General features: G+C 65.4%; 17 protein-coding genes and 1 tRNA gene. 10 read left to right on the top strand and 8 right to left on the bottom strand.

Annotated elements, in window-relative coordinates; all coding sequences use genetic code 11:
- Window positions 1–113: 113 nt before the first annotated feature.
- Entirely contained in the window at window positions 114–1,343 is a 1,230-nt protein-coding gene (gene hemA, locus C6W92_RS10090) for a 5-aminolevulinate synthase (protein WP_129432890.1), read from the bottom strand.
- 217 nt (window positions 1,344–1,560) lie between these two features.
- On the opposite strand from hemA, the gene C6W92_RS10085 reads away from it, so the two are divergent.
- The 6 genes from C6W92_RS10085 to C6W92_RS10060 all read left to right on the top strand — a co-directional run bounded on the left by C6W92_RS10085 (window position 1,561) and on the right by C6W92_RS10060 (window position 7,412).
- Window positions 1,561–2,937, top strand: coding sequence for a dipeptidase (locus C6W92_RS10085; RefSeq protein ID WP_129432847.1), 1,377 nt, complete (start codon window positions 1,561–1,563; stop codon window positions 2,935–2,937).
- The gene (locus C6W92_RS10080; RefSeq protein WP_129432846.1) at window positions 2,934–3,797 is read left to right on the top strand and encodes an alpha/beta hydrolase; all 864 of its coding nucleotides are present in this window, start codon (window positions 2,934–2,936) and stop codon (window positions 3,795–3,797) included. Before C6W92_RS10085 ends, C6W92_RS10080 begins: the two co-directional genes overlap by 4 nt.
- A 139-nt stretch (window positions 3,798–3,936) precedes the next feature.
- Window positions 3,937–4,956: a TRAP transporter substrate-binding protein DctP gene (gene dctP / locus C6W92_RS10075; RefSeq protein ID WP_129432845.1), complete on the top strand. Its 1,020-nt coding sequence runs from the start codon at window positions 3,937–3,939 to the stop codon at window positions 4,954–4,956.
- 132 nt (window positions 4,957–5,088) lie between these two features.
- A complete protein-coding gene (locus C6W92_RS10070) occupies window positions 5,089–5,667 on the top strand; it encodes a TRAP transporter small permease (RefSeq protein WP_129432889.1) in 579 nt (192 codons plus the stop codon).
- Window positions 5,668–5,670: 3 nt separating this feature from the next.
- On the top strand, window positions 5,671–6,957 hold the full coding sequence (locus tag C6W92_RS10065) for a TRAP transporter large permease (protein ID WP_129432844.1): 1,287 nt from the start codon (window positions 5,671–5,673) through the stop codon (window positions 6,955–6,957).
- Between the two features lie 17 nt (window positions 6,958–6,974).
- The gene (locus C6W92_RS10060; protein WP_129432843.1) at window positions 6,975–7,412 is read left to right on the top strand and encodes a universal stress protein; all 438 of its coding nucleotides are present in this window, start codon (window positions 6,975–6,977) and stop codon (window positions 7,410–7,412) included.
- Window positions 7,413–7,457: 45 nt separating this feature from the next.
- On the opposite strand, the gene C6W92_RS10055 is transcribed toward C6W92_RS10060, so the two are convergent.
- The 4 genes from C6W92_RS10055 to C6W92_RS10040 all read right to left on the bottom strand — a co-directional run bounded on the left by C6W92_RS10055 (window position 7,458) and on the right by C6W92_RS10040 (window position 11,338).
- Window positions 7,458–7,534: transfer RNA gene (locus tag C6W92_RS10055), tRNA-Asp, on the bottom strand.
- Between the two features lie 96 nt (window positions 7,535–7,630).
- Complete coding sequence (gene purL, locus C6W92_RS10050; protein ID WP_129432842.1) at window positions 7,631–9,796, bottom strand: phosphoribosylformylglycinamidine synthase subunit PurL; 2,166 nt, start codon at window positions 9,794–9,796, stop codon at window positions 7,631–7,633.
- Between the two features lie 147 nt (window positions 9,797–9,943).
- Complete coding sequence (locus tag C6W92_RS10045) at window positions 9,944–10,495, bottom strand: hypothetical protein (RefSeq protein ID WP_129432841.1); 552 nt, start codon at window positions 10,493–10,495, stop codon at window positions 9,944–9,946.
- A 324-nt stretch (window positions 10,496–10,819) separates the two neighbouring features.
- Window positions 10,820–11,338, bottom strand: a complete 519-nt coding sequence (locus C6W92_RS10040; RefSeq protein WP_206735521.1) for a phosphoribosylglycinamide synthetase — start codon at window positions 11,336–11,338, stop codon at window positions 10,820–10,822.
- A 284-nt stretch (window positions 11,339–11,622) separates the two neighbouring features.
- Between C6W92_RS10040 and C6W92_RS10035 the strand changes: the two genes are divergently transcribed.
- Window positions 11,623–12,654 carry a pyridoxal-phosphate dependent enzyme gene (locus C6W92_RS10035; protein ID WP_129432840.1) on the top strand — a complete coding sequence of 344 codons (1,032 nt, stop codon included), beginning with the start codon at window positions 11,623–11,625 and terminating at the stop codon, window positions 12,652–12,654.
- Window positions 12,651–13,772, top strand: a complete 1,122-nt coding sequence (locus C6W92_RS10030; RefSeq protein ID WP_129432839.1) for a Xaa-Pro peptidase family protein — start codon at window positions 12,651–12,653, stop codon at window positions 13,770–13,772. The genes C6W92_RS10035 and C6W92_RS10030 overlap by 4 nt, the downstream gene beginning before the upstream one ends.
- 7 nt (window positions 13,773–13,779) lie before the next feature.
- Here the strand turns inward: C6W92_RS10030 and C6W92_RS10025 are convergent, their stop codons facing one another.
- The 3 genes from C6W92_RS10025 to C6W92_RS10015 are packed head-to-tail and all read right to left on the bottom strand — an operon-like array spanning window position 13,780 to window position 16,384.
- On the bottom strand, window positions 13,780–14,292 hold the full coding sequence (locus C6W92_RS10025) for a hypothetical protein (protein ID WP_129432838.1): 513 nt from the start codon (window positions 14,290–14,292) through the stop codon (window positions 13,780–13,782).
- Window positions 14,293–14,295: 3 nt separating this feature from the next.
- Entirely contained in the window at window positions 14,296–15,003 is a 708-nt protein-coding gene (locus tag C6W92_RS10020) for a DsbA family protein (protein ID WP_129432888.1), read from the bottom strand.
- Between the two features lie 52 nt (window positions 15,004–15,055).
- Window positions 15,056–16,384: a M48 family metalloprotease gene (locus C6W92_RS10015; protein WP_129432837.1), complete on the bottom strand. Its 1,329-nt coding sequence runs from the start codon at window positions 16,382–16,384 to the stop codon at window positions 15,056–15,058.
- Between the two features lie 62 nt (window positions 16,385–16,446).
- On the opposite strand from C6W92_RS10015, the gene C6W92_RS10010 reads away from it, so the two are divergent.
- Together C6W92_RS10010 and C6W92_RS18150 are read left to right on the top strand one after the other, a co-directional pair.
- On the top strand, window positions 16,447–17,589 hold the full coding sequence (locus C6W92_RS10010; RefSeq protein ID WP_129432836.1) for an aminotransferase class I/II-fold pyridoxal phosphate-dependent enzyme: 1,143 nt from the start codon (window positions 16,447–16,449) through the stop codon (window positions 17,587–17,589).
- Between the two features lie 102 nt (window positions 17,590–17,691).
- Window positions 17,692–17,817: a hypothetical protein gene (locus C6W92_RS18150; RefSeq protein ID WP_276308229.1), complete on the top strand. Its 126-nt coding sequence runs from the start codon at window positions 17,692–17,694 to the stop codon at window positions 17,815–17,817.
- Window positions 17,818–17,839: the final 22 nt, after the last annotated feature.

Below are 17,839 nucleotides of genomic sequence, written 5' to 3'. Positions count from 1 at the left end.
GCCACGAGCCTCTTGCATGTCCCTGCCTAGGAACCGATATCTACGATTCGGCTTACAACCTTTTGTTTAGGACACGTTAACACAAGGCAAGCGGCATTGCACGTCTGCGTGCTTCACCCGGCGCATTCGGCGCGATTCAGCGCACACTGGCTCCATAGTGCATCCATTCCGCGCACCAGCGCATCCATCTCGCGGGGACCATGCACCGGCGATGGTGTAAAGCGCAGCCGTTCGGTGCCGCGCGGCACGGTGGGGAAATTGATCGGCTGCACGTAGATGCCGTAGCCGTCGAGCAGCATGTCCGAGAGCGCCTTGGTATGCACCGGGTCGCCCACGATCACCGGCACGATATGGCTGCCGTGGTCGATGATCGGCAGGCCCAGCGCCTTGAGCCGGGTCTTGAGGATCTTGGCCTGCGTCTGGTGACGCTCGCGCAGCTTTTGCCCCTCGGCGGTCTTGAGAAAGGCGACCGAGGCCCGCGCCCCCGCCGCGAGTGCCGGGGCGAGCGAGGTCGAGAAGATAAAGCCCGGCGCGTAGGAGCGCACCGCGTCGCACATCTTGGCGCTCGCGGCGATATAGCCGCCCATCACGCCATACGCCTTGGCCAGCGTGCCGTTGATGATGTCGAGCCGGTGCATCAGGCGGTCGCGCTCGCAAATCCCTGCGCCGCGCGGGCCATACATGCCCACCGCGTGCACCTCGTCGATATAGGTCAGCGCGCCAAATTCATCCGCCAGATCGCAGATCGCCTCGATGGGGCCGAAATCGCCATCCATCGAGTAGACCGATTCGAAGGCGATGAGCTTGGGCGCGGCGGGGTCGTCGGCGGCCATCAGTTCGCGCAGATGCGCCACATCGTTGTGCCGGAAGATGCGTTTGGCGCCCCCGTTGCGGCGCACGCCCTCGATCATGCTCGCATGGTTGAGCGCGTCGGAATAGATGATGAGGCCGGGAAACAGCTTGGGCAGGGTGCTCAGCGTCGCGTCATTGGCGATATAGGCCGAGGTGAACAGCAGCGCCGCCTCCTTGCCGTGCAGATCGGCCAGTTCCGCCTCCAGCCGCTTGTGATAGACGGTGGTGCCGCTGATATTGCGCGTGCCGCCAGACCCGGCACCGGTGGCGTCGATCGCCTCGTGCATCGCCTCGAGCACCACTGGGTGCTGCCCCATGCCGAGATAGTCGTTGCCGCACCAGACGGTAATCGGTTGGTCCGACCCGTCGGGCCTGCACCACGTGGCATGCGGGAAATTGCCGTTCTCGCGTTCGATGTCGATAAAGGTGCGATAGCGCCCCTCCTCGTGCAGACGCGCGATTGCCTGATCCAGCTTGGCCACGTAATCCACTGGCATGTCCTTCCCTTCGAGAGCCGTCGGTGCTTCGCCCCTATGCCCATTATCTAGTCAATTTCCGGGGGCTTGTATACCGTATCACCCGGATGAGAACAGGCTACAAAACGCCGCGACCCCTCACCTTGACATGGGTCAAGCGTCTGGACAGCGCCGCCGCGCCTGTTACCCTCGCCGCTGACCACAGCATCAAACAGTCCGAAAGGCCCGGCCCATGACCCTACCCGCGACGCTTGCGCATATCGACACCTCTCTCGACGCGGCGCTCGACCGGCTCACGGGGCTTTTGCGCATCCCCTCGATCTCGACCGACCCGGCCCATGCGGGCGATTGCGAGGCCGCCGCCGACTGGCTCGTGGCCGACCTGCAAAGTCTTGGCGTAAAGGCGGAAAAGCGCGCCACCCCGGGCCGCCCGATGGTGGTAGGCCATGTCGAGGGCGACGGGCCGCACCTGCTGTTCTACGGCCATTACGACGTGCAGCCCGTGGACCCGCTCGATCTGTGGCACAGCGATCCCTTCGCCCCCGAAATCCAGGACACCGATAAGGGCCGCGTGATCCGCGCGCGCGGTGCCTCGGATGACAAGGGGCAGCTCATGACCTTCGTCGAGGCGTGCCGTGCCTGGCAGGCGGTCAACGGCACGTTGCCCTGCCGGATCACTTTTTTCTTCGAGGGCGAGGAAGAATCGGGCTCGCCCTCTCTAATCCCCTTCCTGCGCGAGAACGCGGACGAGCTTTCCGCCGATCTCGCGCTGATCTGCGATACCTCTATGGTGGCGCCTGGCGTGCCGTCGATCGCGTCGCAGCTTCGGGGTATGTTGAAGGACGAATTTACCATCCAGGGCCCCTCCATCGACCTGCATTCCGGCCATTACGGCGGCCCGGCACTCAACCCGTTGCGGGAAATCTCCCGCATCATCGCGTCTTTCCACGACGATCAGGGCCGCGTCGCGGTCGAGGGCTTTTACGAGGGCGTGCACGAGGTGCCAGACGAGCTGCTGCGCCAATGGCAAGACTGCGGTTTCGACGAGGAGGAATACCTCTCCTCGGTGGGCATGACGCAGCCGCATGGCGAGGCGGGCTATTCCACGCTGGTGCAGCAATGGGCACGCCCCACGCTGGAAATCAACGGGCTCTGGGGCGGCTACCAGGGTGCGGGCACCAAGACGGTGATCCCAAGCAAGGCGCATTGCAAGCTCACCTGTCGCCTTGTCGGGGACATGGACCCCGACACGCTGCGCCGGAAAATTCGCAAGCATGTGGAGGACCGGCTGTCCCCGGACGCCAAAATCGCCTGGAACCAGGACCTCGACGGCTCTCCTGCGGTGGTGATGAACACCAACCGCCCAGAATTCGAGGCCGCGCGGCAGGCGCTGTCGGATGAATGGAATCGCGAGGCGGTGCTTACAGGCATGGGCGGCTCGATCCCGGTCGCGGGGTTTTTCAAGGAGATACTCGGGCTCGACGCCATGCTGATCGGCTTTGCGCAAGAGGATGACGCGATCCACTCGCCCAACGAGAAGTACAACGTGACGAGCTTTCACAAGGGTATCCGAAGCTGGGCACGGGTGCTTGACGCGCTGGCGAGATGATCCCGGGCTTCACCGATCACCAGACCGATAACGTTGGCTACAGCATGGGCGGCGAGGGGCCGCCAGTGCTGCTTTTGCACGGGTTTCCGCAGAGTCGCGCCATGTGGGCGCATATCGCACCGGAACTGGCGCTGAGCCACACCGTGATCTGCCCCGACCTGCCTGGATATGGCGCCTCGGCCAAGCCCGGCAGTCTGGACGCCTACAGCTTCCGCGCGATGGCGCGCGAGATGGCGGGTCTCATGGACAGCCTCGGTCATGACCGCTTTGACCTCGTCGGCCATGACCGGGGTGCGCGCGTAGCCCACCGGCTCGCACTCGATGCGGGCCACCGGGTGCGCAGCCTTGTGCTGATGGACATCATTCCAACGCATACCCTGCTGTCCGATCTGCGCTGGCCGGTGGCGCAGTCCTATTACCACTGGTTCTTTCTTGCCCAGCCATACCCGTTCCCCGACCGCATGATCGAGGCCGACCCGGATGCGTTCTTTCACGCCTGTCTGCTCGGGTGGGGCGGCGCGCAGCTCGCGGATTTCGATGCTGATCAACTGGCGCAATACCGCGCGGCCTGGCGCGACCCCGACACCATCCGGGGCATGTGCAACGATTATCGCGCCACGCTCGCCCGTGACATGGCCGATGACAGCGCCGATGCGGACGCCTGCATCGCCTGTCCCACGCTGGTCCTTTACGGTGCGCAGGGTGCGATGGCCCGGCACTACGACGTGCCCGCCGCGTGGGCCGCGAAATGCCGCCATATGCAGGCACAGGCGATCCCCGGCGGCCATTTTTTTCCCGACACCAACCCCACCGCCACCTGCAGCGCCCTACAGCCGTTCCTCGACGCGCGCGCGCGTTGAAACACGTCTAGAACGGCATGCGCGACTCTCGCTCAACGCCAGTGTATTGTTAATTTTAACAATGGCTTAGTGGACTCATTTGACATGTGGATCAGTTCGAGACAGGCTCGAAGGGTAGGTTAACTGGAGGGAGAAAATTATGACCCCATTCGTCAAACGCACATTCACGGCGCTCGCCACCACCAGTATTCTGGCCCTCAGCGCGACCGCCGCGACCGCCGATACATGGCGATATGCCTTTGAGGAGGCGCTTGAGGACGTGCAGGGCGTCTTTGCCCAGAAATTCAAGGAAGAGGTCGAGGCCAATTCCGACCACCAGGTGCAACTCTTCCCCTATGGCACGCTCGGTGAATCCGCCGATACGATGGAACAGGCGCAGGCCGGCATCCTGCAATTCGTCGATCAGAGCCCGGGTTTCACCGGCTCGCTCATCCCCGAGGCGCAGGTCTTTTTCGTCCCCTACCTGCTGCCGCAGGACACCCAGGCGCTCGGTGAATTTTTCCGCACCTCGAAGGCGGTCAACGAGATGTTCCCCGAGCTTTATGCTGAGCAAGGGCTGGAGCTGCTGGCCATGTTCCCAGAGGGCGAGGTCTGTGTGACCACGCAGGAACCGGTGACCGAACCGGCAGACCTCAACGAGGTCAAGGTGCGCGTGATGACCAACCCGCTGCTTGTCGAAAGCTATCAGGCGTTTGGTGCGACACCCACGCCGCTGCCGTGGGGCGAAGTTTACGGCGCGCTCCAGACCGGCATCATTCAGGGGCAGGAAAACCCGATGTTCTGGAACTGGTCCGCCAACATGTATGAGGTGTCCAAGGTCATCACCTGTCTGGGCCACAACAACTTTACCACCGCCGTGATGGCCAATCAGGACTTCTATGACGGCCTCTCGGACGAGGAGCAACAGGTCGTGCAGGATGCGATCGACGTGGCGTTCGATCACATCATCGACTACCAGAAAGGCCTGCACGAAGAGAGCATCAAGAAAATCAAGGACGCCAAGCCCGAGATCGAAATCAACGTGCTCAACAAAGAGCAGCGTCAGCCGTTCATCGAGGCTGGCAAACAGGTCGAAGACCGCTTCATCGAAATGACCGGTGAGAGCGGCAAGAAGATCCTTGACCAGATGAAGGCCGACCTCGAAGCCGTGACCGAATAACACCGGCACCACATCGGGGGCGGCCTGCATCCCGCCGCCCCCGCACCCATATTTTACAATTGATATTCACGGGGAGGGTCAGCCGTGAACGACAAGCCTGAAACGGACGGCGCGTCACCGCCGGAAGAACCGATACGCGCCACACCGTCAGCGGACGCCTATTCTTCGACGCTGCCTGGATTTCTCGGCACCATCGACAACCTGATTGCGCGCGTCGAGGCGATCATGCTTGCGGTTGGCGTTCTTCTCATGGCGGCCAATACCGTCGCCAACGTGGTGGGGCGTTTCGTCTTTCAGAACAGCATCTTCTTTTCCGAAGAACTTAACCGCATCCTGATCATCCTGATCACCTTTGCGGGGATCAGCTATGCCGCGCGCCAGGGCCGGCACATCCGCATGTCGGCCATCTACGACGCGCTGCCGCCCAAGGTGCGCAAACTCATGATGATAGTGATCGCGCTGGTGACGGCGGTGTTCATGCTGGGGCTTTGTTATTACTCCTTCAATTACATCTTAACGCAGGCCGGGCGCGGCCGTGTCCTGCCGTCGCTGCAAATCCCCGTCTGGATCACCCTTGTCTGGGTGCCCGTCGGCTTCTTCATGACCGGGCTGCAATACCTGCTCACGGCCATCAAGAACATCCTGTCCAGGGATATCTACCTCTCGACCGCCGTGCTTGAGGGATATGACGACAACGAGATGGAGGTCTGAGCCATGGCTGTCACGATTTTCTCGATCATGATCGTCCTGCTTCTACTCGGCTTTCCGATGATGATCCCGCTCATCGTCGGGGCCTTCGTGGGCTTCTACACGCTGTTCGGTGGCTTTGGTCAGCTTGAGACGATGATTCAACAGATCATGGCGGGTATCCGGCCCGCCTCGCTGATCGCGGTACCGATGTTCATCTTTGCCGCCGACATCATGACGCGCGGGCAATCGGCGGGGCGGCTGATCGATCTCGTGATGGCCTTCGTGGGCCACCTCAAGGGGGGGCTCGCGGTCTCGACGGCGGCGGCCTGCACGATGTTTGGCGCGGTCTCGGGCTCGACCCAGGCGACGGTGGTCGCCATCGGCTCTCCGCTGCGGCCCCGGATGCAGAAGGCCGGCTATAACGACAGTTTCATCCTCGCGCTGATCGTCAATTCGTCGGACATCGCGTTCCTGATCCCGCCATCCATCGGGATGATTATCTATGGCGTCGTCTCCAACACCTCGATTGCCGAGCTGTTCATCGCGGGCATCGGGCCGGGTCTGCTGATCCTCCTGTTGTTCTCGATCTATTCGTGGATCTACGCGGTGCGCAACAATGTGCCCACCGAGGACAAGACAAGCTGGCCGGACCGCGCCCGTGCCATCCAGCACGCGCTCTGGCCGCTGGGCTTTCCGCTGATCATCATCGGCGGCATCTATGGCGGCATCTTCAGCCCGACAGAGGCGGCGGCAGCCTGCGTGCTCTACGCGCTCATCCTCGAAGTGTTGGTGTTTCGCTCGCTCGACCTCTCGGGCGTCTACGACACGGCGAAATCCACCGGGCTGATCACGGCGGTGGTGTTCATTCTCGTGGGTGTCGGGGCGGCGTTTTCATGGGTGATTTCCTTTGCCCAGATTCCGCAGGAAATCCTCGGGTCCATAGGCATCGACCAGATGGGACAGATCGGCGTGCTCTTTGTCATCTCCATCGCCTTTTTCATCGGCTGCATGTTCGTCGATCCGATCGTGGTGATCCTCGTGATGGTGCCGATCTTTGCGCCGGTGGTGGATTCCGTGGGCCTCGATCCGGTGCTGGTGGGCACGATCATCACGCTTCAGGTCGCCATCGGCTCGGCCACGCCGCCTTTTGGCTGTGACATCTTTACCGCTATCGCGGTGTTCAAGCGGCCGTATTGGGAGGTGATCCGTGGCACGCCGCCCTTCATCTTCATTCTGCTCTCGGTCGCCGTGGCGCTGATCTACTTCCCGCAGATCGCGCTCTTCCTGCGCGATCTGGCCTTCGCGAAATAACCCCGAGGAGAACGTCCATGTTCAAATCGATTCTTGTGCCCTTCGACGGCTCGCCCAACGCGAAGAATGCTCTCGACAAGGCAATGGAAATGGCCCGCCTCACCAACGCGGCTTTGACCATCCTGACGGTTTACCGCCACCACTCGATGCTCGAGGCGTCGCTGTCGATGGTGCGGCCATCCGACCCCGGCAATCTCGACGACATCATGTCGGCCCACGCCCGCGAAGTTGCTGATTATGCCAAGAAGCACGCGATCGACTCCGGCTTTGCCGAGGTCCGCGCGTTCATCAAGTCCGGCCCCACCTCGCGCACCATTGTCAAATTCGCCAAGGAACACGAAAACGACCTGATCGTGATCGGCAGCCGCGGCATGGGCTCGGTCGAGGGTTATCTGCTCGGCAGTGTCTCGCACAAGGTGACAGGGCTGTCTGACATCCCCGTTCTGGTGGTCTGACAGGCATCGGACGGGTGCGGAACATCATCCAAATGGGATAAAGAGTGGCGCGGTTGACGGGGCTCGAACCCGCGACCTCCGGCGTGACAGGCCGGCACTCTAACCAACTGAGCTACAACCGCGTGAGCGGCTGGATAGGCAAGCTGCGCGCCGCCGTCAATCCCGAAATCTCGGGGTGCGCGCATTTCCCGTCACCCGGGCTCAGGGGTGTCCCGACCTTACCCGAAAACCGTGCCAAAGGTGCCGCGGTAGAGTGTCGAAAGCTCGGCAAGCGGCGCCTCGACCCGACCCATTCGCACGGTGTCGCCAGTGAACCGGCCGACGCTCGTGAGCGGCACGCCTGCCTTGCCAGCCGCGATCATCAGCGCCTCGGCCTGGTCGAAATTGCAGGCGATCAGGTAGCGGCCCTGGTCCTCGCCGAATAGCGTGCCCATGTCGTCGGCGTCGAGATGGACGCCCACGCCTGCCGCCTCGGCCATCTCGAAGGCGGCGAGCGCGAGCCCGCCATCGGAGAGATCGGTGCAGGCGCGGATCAGCGCGTGATTGTCGCGGATGAAATCGCCGTGGCGGCGCTCGGCCTCGAGATCGACGGGGGGCGCGTCGCCCTCGGTGCGGTTGAACACTTCCGAGAGGATCGCCGATTGCCCGAGATGGCCATTCGTCTCACCAAGCACCAACGCCACATGGCCTTCGCGCGCCTGGCCGAGGATGGCCGTGTCGGGATCGCGGATCAGGCCCACCGCGCCGATGGTGGGGGTGGGCAGGATCGCGGTGCCGTCGGTCTCGTTGTAGAGCGAGACGTTGCCCGACACGATGGGCATGTCGAGTGCTGCGCAGGCGGCACCGATGCCGCGGATCGCGCCGACGAACTGGCCCATGATCGCGGGTTTCTCGGGGTTGCCGAAGTTGAGGTTGTCGGTGCTGGCGAGCGGCACGGCGCCCAGGGCCGTGAGGTTGCGGTACGCCTCGGCCACCGCCTGCTTGCCACCCTCCTCGGGGTTGGCGGCGACATAGCGGGGCGTCACGTCCGAGGTGAACGCCAGCAGCTTTTCTGTGCCGTGGACGCGGATCACGCCCGCGCCGAGGCCGGGCGTGCGCACCGTGTCGGCCATCACCATCGTATCGTATTGCTCGTAGACCCATTGCCGCGCGCAGTAATTGACCGAGCCGATCAGCGCCTTGAGCCCGTCGATGGGATCGAGCGCCGGGACGCTGTCGGGGTCGAGCGGGGCAGGGGGCTCTGCCTCGGTGAAGGGGCGGTCGTATTCGGGCGCCGAGGAGGCGAGGGTGGAGAGCGGCAGATCGGCCTTGATGCTGTTGCCGTGCAGGATGAGAAAGCGATCCTCGGCGATGGTCTCGCCGACGATGGCGAAATCGAGATCCCATTTCTCGAACACGGCGCGGGCCTCGGCCTCTTTCTCGGGTCGCAGCACCATGAGCATCCGCTCCTGGCTCTCGGACAGCATCATCTCGTAGGCGGTCATGGCGTCCTCGCGCTGCGGCACGCGGTCGAGATCGAGGCGGATGCCGAGCCTGCCCTTGTCGCCCATCTCCACCGCCGAGCAGGTGAGGCCTGCCGCCCCCATGTCCTGGATCGAGATCACCGCGCCGGTGGCCATCAGCTCCAGACAGGCCTCCATCAGGCGCTTTTCGGTGAAGGGGTCGCCCACCTGCACGGTGGGGCGCTTTTCCTCGATGCTTTCGTCGAACTCTGCCGAGGCCATGGTCGCGCCGCCGACGCCGTCGCGGCCGGTCTTGGCCCCGAGATAGACCACCGGCATGCCAACGCCGGAGGCCGCCGAGTAGAAGATCGCGTCCGCGTCGGCCAATCCGGCAGCGAAGGCGTTGACGAGGCAGTTGCCGTCATAGGCGGGATCAAAGCGCACTTCGCCGCCCACCGTGGGCACGCCGAAGCAGTTGCCGTAGCCGCCGATCCCCTCGACCACGCCATGCACGAGCTGGCGGGTTTTCGGGTGGTCGGGGGAGCCGAAGCTCAATGAATTCATCGCAGCAACGGGGCGCGCGCCCATGGTGAAGACGTCGCGCAGGATGCCGCCCACGCCGGTCGCAGCCCCCTGGTAAGGTTCGATATAGGAGGGATGGTTATGGCTCTCCATCTTGAACACCACGGCCTGCCCGTCGCCGATATCCACCACGCCCGCGTTTTCGCCCGGTCCGCAGATTACCTGTGGCCCCGAGGTGGGCAGGGTGCGCAGCCATTTCTTGGAGGATTTGTAGGAACAGTGTTCGTTCCACATGGCCGAGAAAATGCCCATTTCAGTGAAGGAAGGGTCGCGCCCGAGAATTTCGAGGATGCGGTCATATTCCTCTGACTTGAGGCCGTGGGCGGCGATCAGGTCGGGCGTGATATCGGGCTCTTGCATCGGCGTGGTGTCCCCTCGGCTGGCGCTTTGCGCGCCTGTTTATGCGATCGGCGGGCCGGGGGAAAGGGGCAGAACCCGGCTGCCCGCAGGCAGCCGGGGGGGGGCGCCGGGCCGGTGTGGAACGGCCCGGTTGCGGTGTTGCGATGCCTAGTCGTTCGAGGCGGTGGCCCGGGCATTGCCCGAGGCCTGTGCTTCGACATTGCTGCGCAATTCGGCGGCAGTCATGGCGTTGACCAGCGTGTCCTCGCTTTCTGCCTTCAGACTTGCGGCCTCGAAGGCCAGCGTCTCGACGGACAGGCCGACCGACTCGTCCAGGGAAACAAGCGCTTGCACGCTACCGTCCGCGGGGTCGGTCCGGGCGCCTTGCACGGTGCCGATCACCTGACCGTCGGCAGACACGACCGTCGCCCCGGTGATTTCCGCAGCGTTTTTCCCGGCCAGGCCGAGTGCGGCGCCGAGCTGGGCGCGCCCGCTTGTGCCCGCGCCGACATCGCCGGAGCTGTCGCCGTCGATGCCGAGGCTCGCGGTTCCGCTTGTGTCGGCGCTCGCGCCCACATTGCCGTCGACAGTGCCGCCTGTACTTGCGCCGACACCCACGCCTGCACTTCCGTCTGTGCCAACGCCGACGCTTTGGGCATGGCCAATCGTGGCCAGTCCGGTGCTCAGCAGAAGGGTTGTTGCGATGGTCCGGAGTTTCATGGTGGTTCTCCTTTCGCTTGCCAGTGCATTTCTCGAGATCGCACCTTGGCGGAGTGCGTTCGTTGCCGTTTTGGCCTTTCGAGACTGGGTACGCCTTCGGGCGCTCTCAAGATCGGTCGGCGGAATGGCGTGCCAGTTGGCAGATTCCCGCAAGAACGGCCCTCGCGCATCGGCGGTCAGTTGCCTGAACGCCAGCCCGTGTGAAACATCGGCGGGCTTTGGTTCGTGGTTTTCGGGCCAGATGAGGAAAAAGCGGCCCGGCACGAGGCCGGGCCGCTGACGGGCCACTGGGTCAGGACAGGCTCGCCCTGCCCGCTGGCCGGGTTACATGCGCTGCGTGGCAACGCGTTCCGCCACGTTCTTGCGCAGGTCCTTGAGGGTCATTGCGTATTCCAGGTCGCCGACCTCCTCGACACTGAGTGCGCTTGCCCGGAAGGCAAGACGGTCGGCCACCAGACCGGCCTCTTGGCGGACATCGACATAGATCAGGTGGTCTGATCCCGCATTGCCCATGGTGCCGCTCACCTCGCCAATGACATAGTCATCCACCGAGCTGAGCGTGGCCCCATTCTCGGCCTCGACAAGGATGTTCTTGACGAGGGTCTTCTCGGCCTCGGTCAGGTCCTTGCCCATGAGGTCAAGTTCGGACGGTGAAGCCGCTTCCACGTCGATATCGTTTGGAATCTCCGGCAGATCGGCATTTGCCCTGGGCAGATTATCCACCTGGCTTCCGACAGCGGGATCGTCGATCCGCTGCGCGGAGTCCTGTGCAAAGGCCGCGGGTGCGGCGAGGGCCGCTGCGCTGGTCAGGGCCGTGGCGAGTGCGAGGTCACGAAAGGTCATTCTTTCCTCCTTTTCTGCAGGCGTTTTCCTGCGGGTTTCGGGGGCGCGGTTTGCGCCGTTTCACGCAACCGAGGTGGGAATTCGGGTGATCCGTGTCAGGGGGTGGTGTAAAAATTCCTATATTTCGCAATATCTTGCCGATACTCGACCGGTCTGTCAGCATCTCGATGCCGACGACCCGGCGTCAAGCGACGGTTTCACCGGATCGTGACCGGGAAAGGGGTTGAAGGATTGATTTCACACTCGGGTTTGGCTCAGATGCGCGAAACACGGAAAGGGCAGCCATGGATATCCTGGAAAATTCACTGCGTGGTACGGGCATGGACGAGCGTGGCCTGGCGGGGGCGCCGTGGCCGAGCGTCGATGTGGCGGCGGTGCAGGGGTTGCTGGCGCGCTGTCCGGCGGCGGCAGAGACGCCGCTGGTGGCGATGCCGGGATTGGGCCCGGACCTGTGGGTCAAGGACGAGCGCGGGCGCATGGGGCTGGGTAGCTTCAAGGCGCTGGGGGCGGCCTACGTCATTGCCTGCGACGCCGCAGCCACGGGGGCAGAGGATATGGGCCGCGCGCTGGAAGGGCGGTCATACGTCACCGCGAGCGCGGGCAATCACGGGCTGTCTGTGGCCGCGGGTGCGCGCGTCTTTGGCGCGCGGGCGGTGGTCTACCTGGCCGAGACGGTGCCCGAGAGCTTTGCCGCGCGGCTGCGGGGCAAGGGCGCGGAGGTGGTGCGCGCGGGGGCGGACTATGCGGGCAGCATGGCGGCGGCGGAGGCGGCGGCCGCGGCGGGCGACGGCACGCTTTTGTCCGACAGTTCGTGGCCGGGATACATGGCGCTGCCGCACCGGCTGATGGAGGGATACCTCGCGATGGCCGCCGAGATCACCGCGCAATCGCCCGCGCCCTTCGACGTGATCGCGTTGCAGGCCGGGGTCGGCGGGATGGCGGCGGCGGTGGCCGCGCATGTCCGGGCGGTCTGGGGGGATGGCCCGCGGATCGTGGTGGTGGAGCCGGAAGTCGCGCCCGCGCTGATCGAGAGCATCCGCGCGGGGCGGCCGGTGGAGACCGGGGGGCCGGTCTCGGCCATGGGGCGGCTCGATTGCAAGGCGCCGTCGTTCATCGCGCTGAAGGGGCTGGCGCGGGATGCCGACGCCTTTGTCACCGTGACAGAGGACGAGGCGGCGCGCGTGCTGCCCGCGCTGGCCGAAAAGGGCATGGCGACGACGGAATCGGGGGCGGCGGGTGTGGCCGCGCTGATGGCGATGGGGCTGGGGCCTGAGACGCGGGCGCTGGCCATCATCAGCGAAGAGCCCGAGGCGTGAGCGGTTTTGGAGAGCCCGAGTATCGCGCGCGGCTGGCACGGGCGCAGGCGGGCATGGCAGAGGCGGGGCTGGGGGCGCTGCTGCTGACTACCGAGCCGGAATTCCGCTATTTCAGTGGGTTTCTCACCCGGTTCTGGGAAAGCCTGAGCCGGGACTGGTTTCTCGTGATCCCTGCCTCGGGCGATCCGGTGGCGGTGATCCCGGAAATCGGCGCGGCGCTGATGGCGCGCACATGGATCGCCGATATCCGCACCTGGCCCGCGCCGGCGGGCGATGGTGCGCCGCTTCTGGCCGATGCCTTGCGAGAGATCGGTGGGCCGGTGGGGGTGCCCTCGGGGCCGGAGAGCCATTTGCGGATGCCTTTGGGCGATTTCGCGCGGCTCAAGGCGGTGAGCGGGCTGGACTTCACCGATGATCGCGGGATCGTGGCGGGGCTGCGCGCGGTGAAATCCGGGGCGGAGATCGACCGCATTGCGCGCATCTGTGCCATTGCCGGGCGGGCCTTTGACCGGGTGGGCGAGATCGCCGGGCCGGGCGTGCCGCTCGACCGGGTGTTTCGTGATTTCCAGCGGCTGCTGCTGGAGGAGGGGGCCGACTGGGTGCCCTACCTCGCCGGGGGTGCGGGACCGGAGGGCTACGCGGACGTGATCTCGCCGGCCGATGCGCGGCCGCTTGCGGCGGGGGACGTGCTGATGCTCGATACGGGCGCGGTGCGCGACGGGTATTTCTGCGATTTCGACCGGAATTTCGCGATCGCTCATGCGCGCCCGGCGCAGCGTGCGGCCCATGCGCGACTGATCGAGGCGACGCAGGCGGGGCTGGCGGCGGCGCGGCCCGGGGCGCGGGCCTGCGATGTATGGCGCGCGATGGCGGATGTAGTGGGCGAGGGTGACGGGCGGCTGGGGCACGGGCTGGGGATGCAGCTGACCGAGGGGCTGTCGCTGATGGCGGGTGACGAGACGGTGCTGTTGCCCGACATGGTCATCACGCTGGAACCGGTCATCGCCGCCGCGCCGGGGCGGATCATGGTCCACGAGGAGGTGATTGCGATCACCGACGGGCCCGCCCGCGCGCTGTCGCCGCTGGCGGGGGCGGACCTGCCGGTGATCGGGGGCTGAGGCGGGCCTACTCGGCGAGGTAGCGTTCGAGCACGATGGTGGGCATGGCGCCGCGCAGCATCCTGTCGGGCAGAACGTAGGACGGGGCCATGTCGAGTCCGAGATCGTGGGCGAGCGTCACCTCGCGATCCATGTCGAACAGCGTGGCGCGAAAGCCCATCCGCGCGGCGAGCGCCTGCAACTCCGCTTGTGCCGTGGCGCAGTCGGCGCAGTCGGCGCGGGTGAAGAATGCGATCCGGGTTGGCGCGCCCGCCGGGCCGAGACCGGGCCGGTCAGGATCGAAGAGGCGAGGCGCCGCGCGGGCGAGCAGGTCGAGATCGCGGGCTATCTCGGCCCCGTAGAGATCGAGCGGCGGGCGTGGCGTGGCGGTTAGCCCCGAGAGCAGGTCCGGCGTTGCGATGAGCGCTGCACGAATCGCCTCGCCCAGCGGGCTGCGCGAGGTCGGGGGCACGTCCTGCGCGCCCGCAGCGGTGACGGCGGCGACGGTCAATAGCGCCGCCCCGGTCCAGGCGTGTGGCATGGCCTATTGCGCGCGGATTTCGTCGGCGACCTGCTGCATCGCGTCCTGCGGCAGGTAGCCGCGCAGCATCCGGTCATCCATCACGAAGGAGGGCGTACCGCTGACGCGCAGGCGCTGTCCAAGCGCGTGGTTGGCGGCGATCACCTCGGTCACGGCGTCGCTCTGCATCTCGGCGATGATGGCGTTTGCGTCGAGCCCGAGCGCGTCGGCGAGGCGGGTGAACCCGGCCTCGTTCATCGCGCCATTATAGGTCATCAGCGCGTCGTGCACGGATTTGTAGGCGTCGTCGCCAGCCACCTGTTTCGTGGCGATGGCAAAGCGCGACGCGGCGACCGATTCCTCGCCGAGGATCGGGAATTCCTTGAGGATGAAGCGGATGTTGCCATCCTCTTTCACGAGGTTTTTCACGTCCTCGAAAGCTCGACGGCAATAGCCGCATCTGTAATCCATGAACTCGACCAGTGTGATGTCCCCGTCCGGGTTGCCACCGACCCAGTCAAGGGGCGCGTCGAAGAGCGCTTCGGCATTGGCGCGCACGAGTTGAACATCTGCCTCGGCCTGACCGGTGGCCTGACGTTCCTCGAGAACGGCCACCGCTTCCATGATGACTTCGGGGTTCTCGAGCAGGTAGGCGCGGATTTCCTTGCGCAGGAGCGCGCGGTCGGCGGTGCTCAGATTGTCGAGGTCGAGCGCTTGGGCGGGCAAGGACATGCCGAGCGAGAGCAGGGCGGCGGTCACGAGTCGGTAGGGTAGGGTCACTTTGTCACTTTCTCCGTTTCTCGGCGGCGTCCGCGGTCGCAAGGATGTCTTGTGCGCGCTGCCAGCCTGGCGAACCCCGAGGCAGCAGGCCGCTGGCGCGTTCGGCGTGTATCCTAGCATCTTTGAGACGGCCTGCCATCGCATAACGCTCGGCGGTGAGGACAGAGGCCATGCCGCGATTGCCCATCTGCGCCTCGGCCTGAGCCAGGTCGCGCAGCACGCGGATGTCGCGCCCGTCGCGAGCGCGGGCCTCCTCGAGCCGGCGGGCGGCCTGCTGTACCTGCCCGTCGGCTAGCAGCGCGCGCCCGTAGGCGCCGAGGATGAGCGCGTCGCGTGGCGCGAGGTTCGCGGCGCGGGCATAGGCGGCGACCGCGGGCTTGATCCGGCGGCTTTCCATCAGGATCTGGCCGCGCAACTCGTGCAGGTAGGGATCATCGGGCCGCCGAGCGACGGCCGCGTCGATGGCCGGCAGCGCACGACCGAGATCAGAGAGGCGATGATACGCCACCGCCTGTCGCATAAGGCGCACATCCTCGAAGCCCGATTCGCCCGCGCGCGTCAGCGTCCATTTCGGCGAGCGCTGGAAGGCCGAGAGCTTGCCCTTGGTGCGGGCAAACCAGTATTCGGCCTCGCGGTCGGGTCTGGCCTCGCCCGATTGCGCCTCGGCCAGCGCGCGCACCCGGCGGAAGCGGTCGCGCGACAGTGGGTGCGTGCGCGCATAGGCGTCCTGCCGCGTCAGCGACAGCGATTCCTGTCCGCGGAAGAGATCCATCACCTGCACCGCGCCCGAGAGGTTGACGCCGGCGCTGTGCAGATAACGCATCCCGCTGGTATCGGCTGCGTTTTCCTCGGCGCGGGTATGCGAGAAGAAGCTGCGCATCGCCGCACCCTGTATCCCTGCCGCCGCCCCGGCGGCGAACTCCCCGCTGCCCGCGGCGGCGCCCGCGATGCCCGCGAGGATCGTGCCGAGTGCGGCGGCGTTGCGGGCGTTGCGCAGGTTGATGGGGCGGCGCATCAGGTGGCCGTTGGAGATATGCGCGGCCTCGTGGGCGATCACCGATTGCAGCATGGCGGGGTTGTCCATCCGCAGGATCAGCCCGGAATGCAGGAAAATGGAATTGGCATCGACGACGAAGGCATTGAGGCTGGGAGCGTCGAGCACGAGGATATCCACCCGCTCGGGGCTGAGCCCGGCGGCACGCAGCACCGGTTCGGCCAGCATCTTCAGCCCGTGCTCGATATCGGGATCGCGCAACAGCGTGACGGCGCGCGCCGGGGCGGCGAGCGTCACGACCAGCACCAGCAGTGCGGCGATAAATCGGATTGGCTGCATTGACCTTGCCTGCCTTTGTCAGTGAAACGGAGGCGTGCCGCACCCGTTCGAGGAGGAATGTAATGCGCCGTGCCCGCCGATCCAAGGTCGATGCGTTCATCGTGATGGACGTCATGGAGGCCGCGCGCCGCGCCGAAGAGGCGGGGCGGCGGATCATCCACATGGAGGTGGGGCAGCCCGGCACCCCGGCCCCTGCGGGTGCGCGCGCGGCACTGGCCGCGGCGATGGAGGCGGGCGCGCTCGGCTATACAGTGGCGCTGGGGTTGCCGGAGCTGCGTGCCCGCATCGCGCGGCATTACCGCGAATGGTATGGCGTTGATCTCGACCCCGCGCGCGTGGTCATCACGCCGGGATCGTCGGGGGCGTTCATCCTTGCCTTCACCGCGCTCTTCGACGCGGGCGACAGGGTGGGAATCGGCGCTCCGGGCTATCCAAGCTATCGCCAGATCCTGCGCGCGCTGGACCTCGTGCCCGTCGATATCGAAACGTCGGCGGAAAACCGCCTGCAACCAGTGCCCGGAGACCTCGCGGACCGCGATCTGGCAGGGCTGCTGGTGGCGAGCCCGGGCAATCCATCGGGCACGATGCTGGACCGCGGCCGGCTGGCGGCGCTGATTGGCGCCACGCAACAGGCCGGGGGGCAATTCATCAGCGACGAAATCTATCATGGCCTGCATTACGAGGCCCGCGCGGTGAGCGCGCTGGAGATCACCGACGACTGTTACGTCATCAATTCTTTCTCCAAGTATTTCTCGATGACCGGCTGGCGCATCGGCTGGATGGTGGTGCCCGAGGATCACGTGCGCACTATCGAACGGCTGGCGCAGAATCTCTTTATCTGCCCGCCACATGCCAGCCAGATCGCGGCGCTGGCGGCGATGGACTGCCACGAGGAGCTGGAGGCCAACCGGGCGGTCTATGCCCGTAACCGTGCGCTGATGCTGGAGGGGCTGCCCAAGGCGGGCTTTGACCGGATCGCGCCACCCGACGGTGCATTCTACGTCTATGCCGACGTGCGCCACCTGACCGATGACAGCCGCGCGCTGGCCGCCGAAATCCTTGAACGCGCGGGCGTCGCGGTGACACCGGGGCTTGATTTCGACCCCGGTCGCGGGGCGGGAACGCTGCGCTTTTCCTATGCGCGCGCGACGGCAGATATCGAGGAGGGGCTGGCGCGGCTCGCGGCGTTCATGGCGGCGCGCTGACAAGGTGCGCGCGCCCGATTCTTGCCACGATTCGAGCAAAAATTCGTCATTGCGGGCAGGCAAGCTCGGCAATGTCCGGAATTATGCGCGAAGGAGCGGATCATGCCAAGTCTCAGGGACGCATATCGCGGCGCAAGCGTGCTGGTCGCCGTCAATGCCGATCTGTTGCTGTTTGCCGCGACGCTGGCTGCGGCACTGATGGCGGCGGGATATCTCGGCACGCTGTGACCCGGTCATTCGCGTTTTGACA

The sequence above is a fragment of the Roseovarius sp. A46 genome (assembly GCF_004126395.1).
GTDB lineage: Bacteria > Pseudomonadota > Alphaproteobacteria > Rhodobacterales > Rhodobacteraceae > Roseovarius > Roseovarius nitratireducens.
The sequence above is the reverse complement of the archived record's forward strand: the minus strand, read 5'-3'. Positions and strand labels throughout refer to the sequence as shown.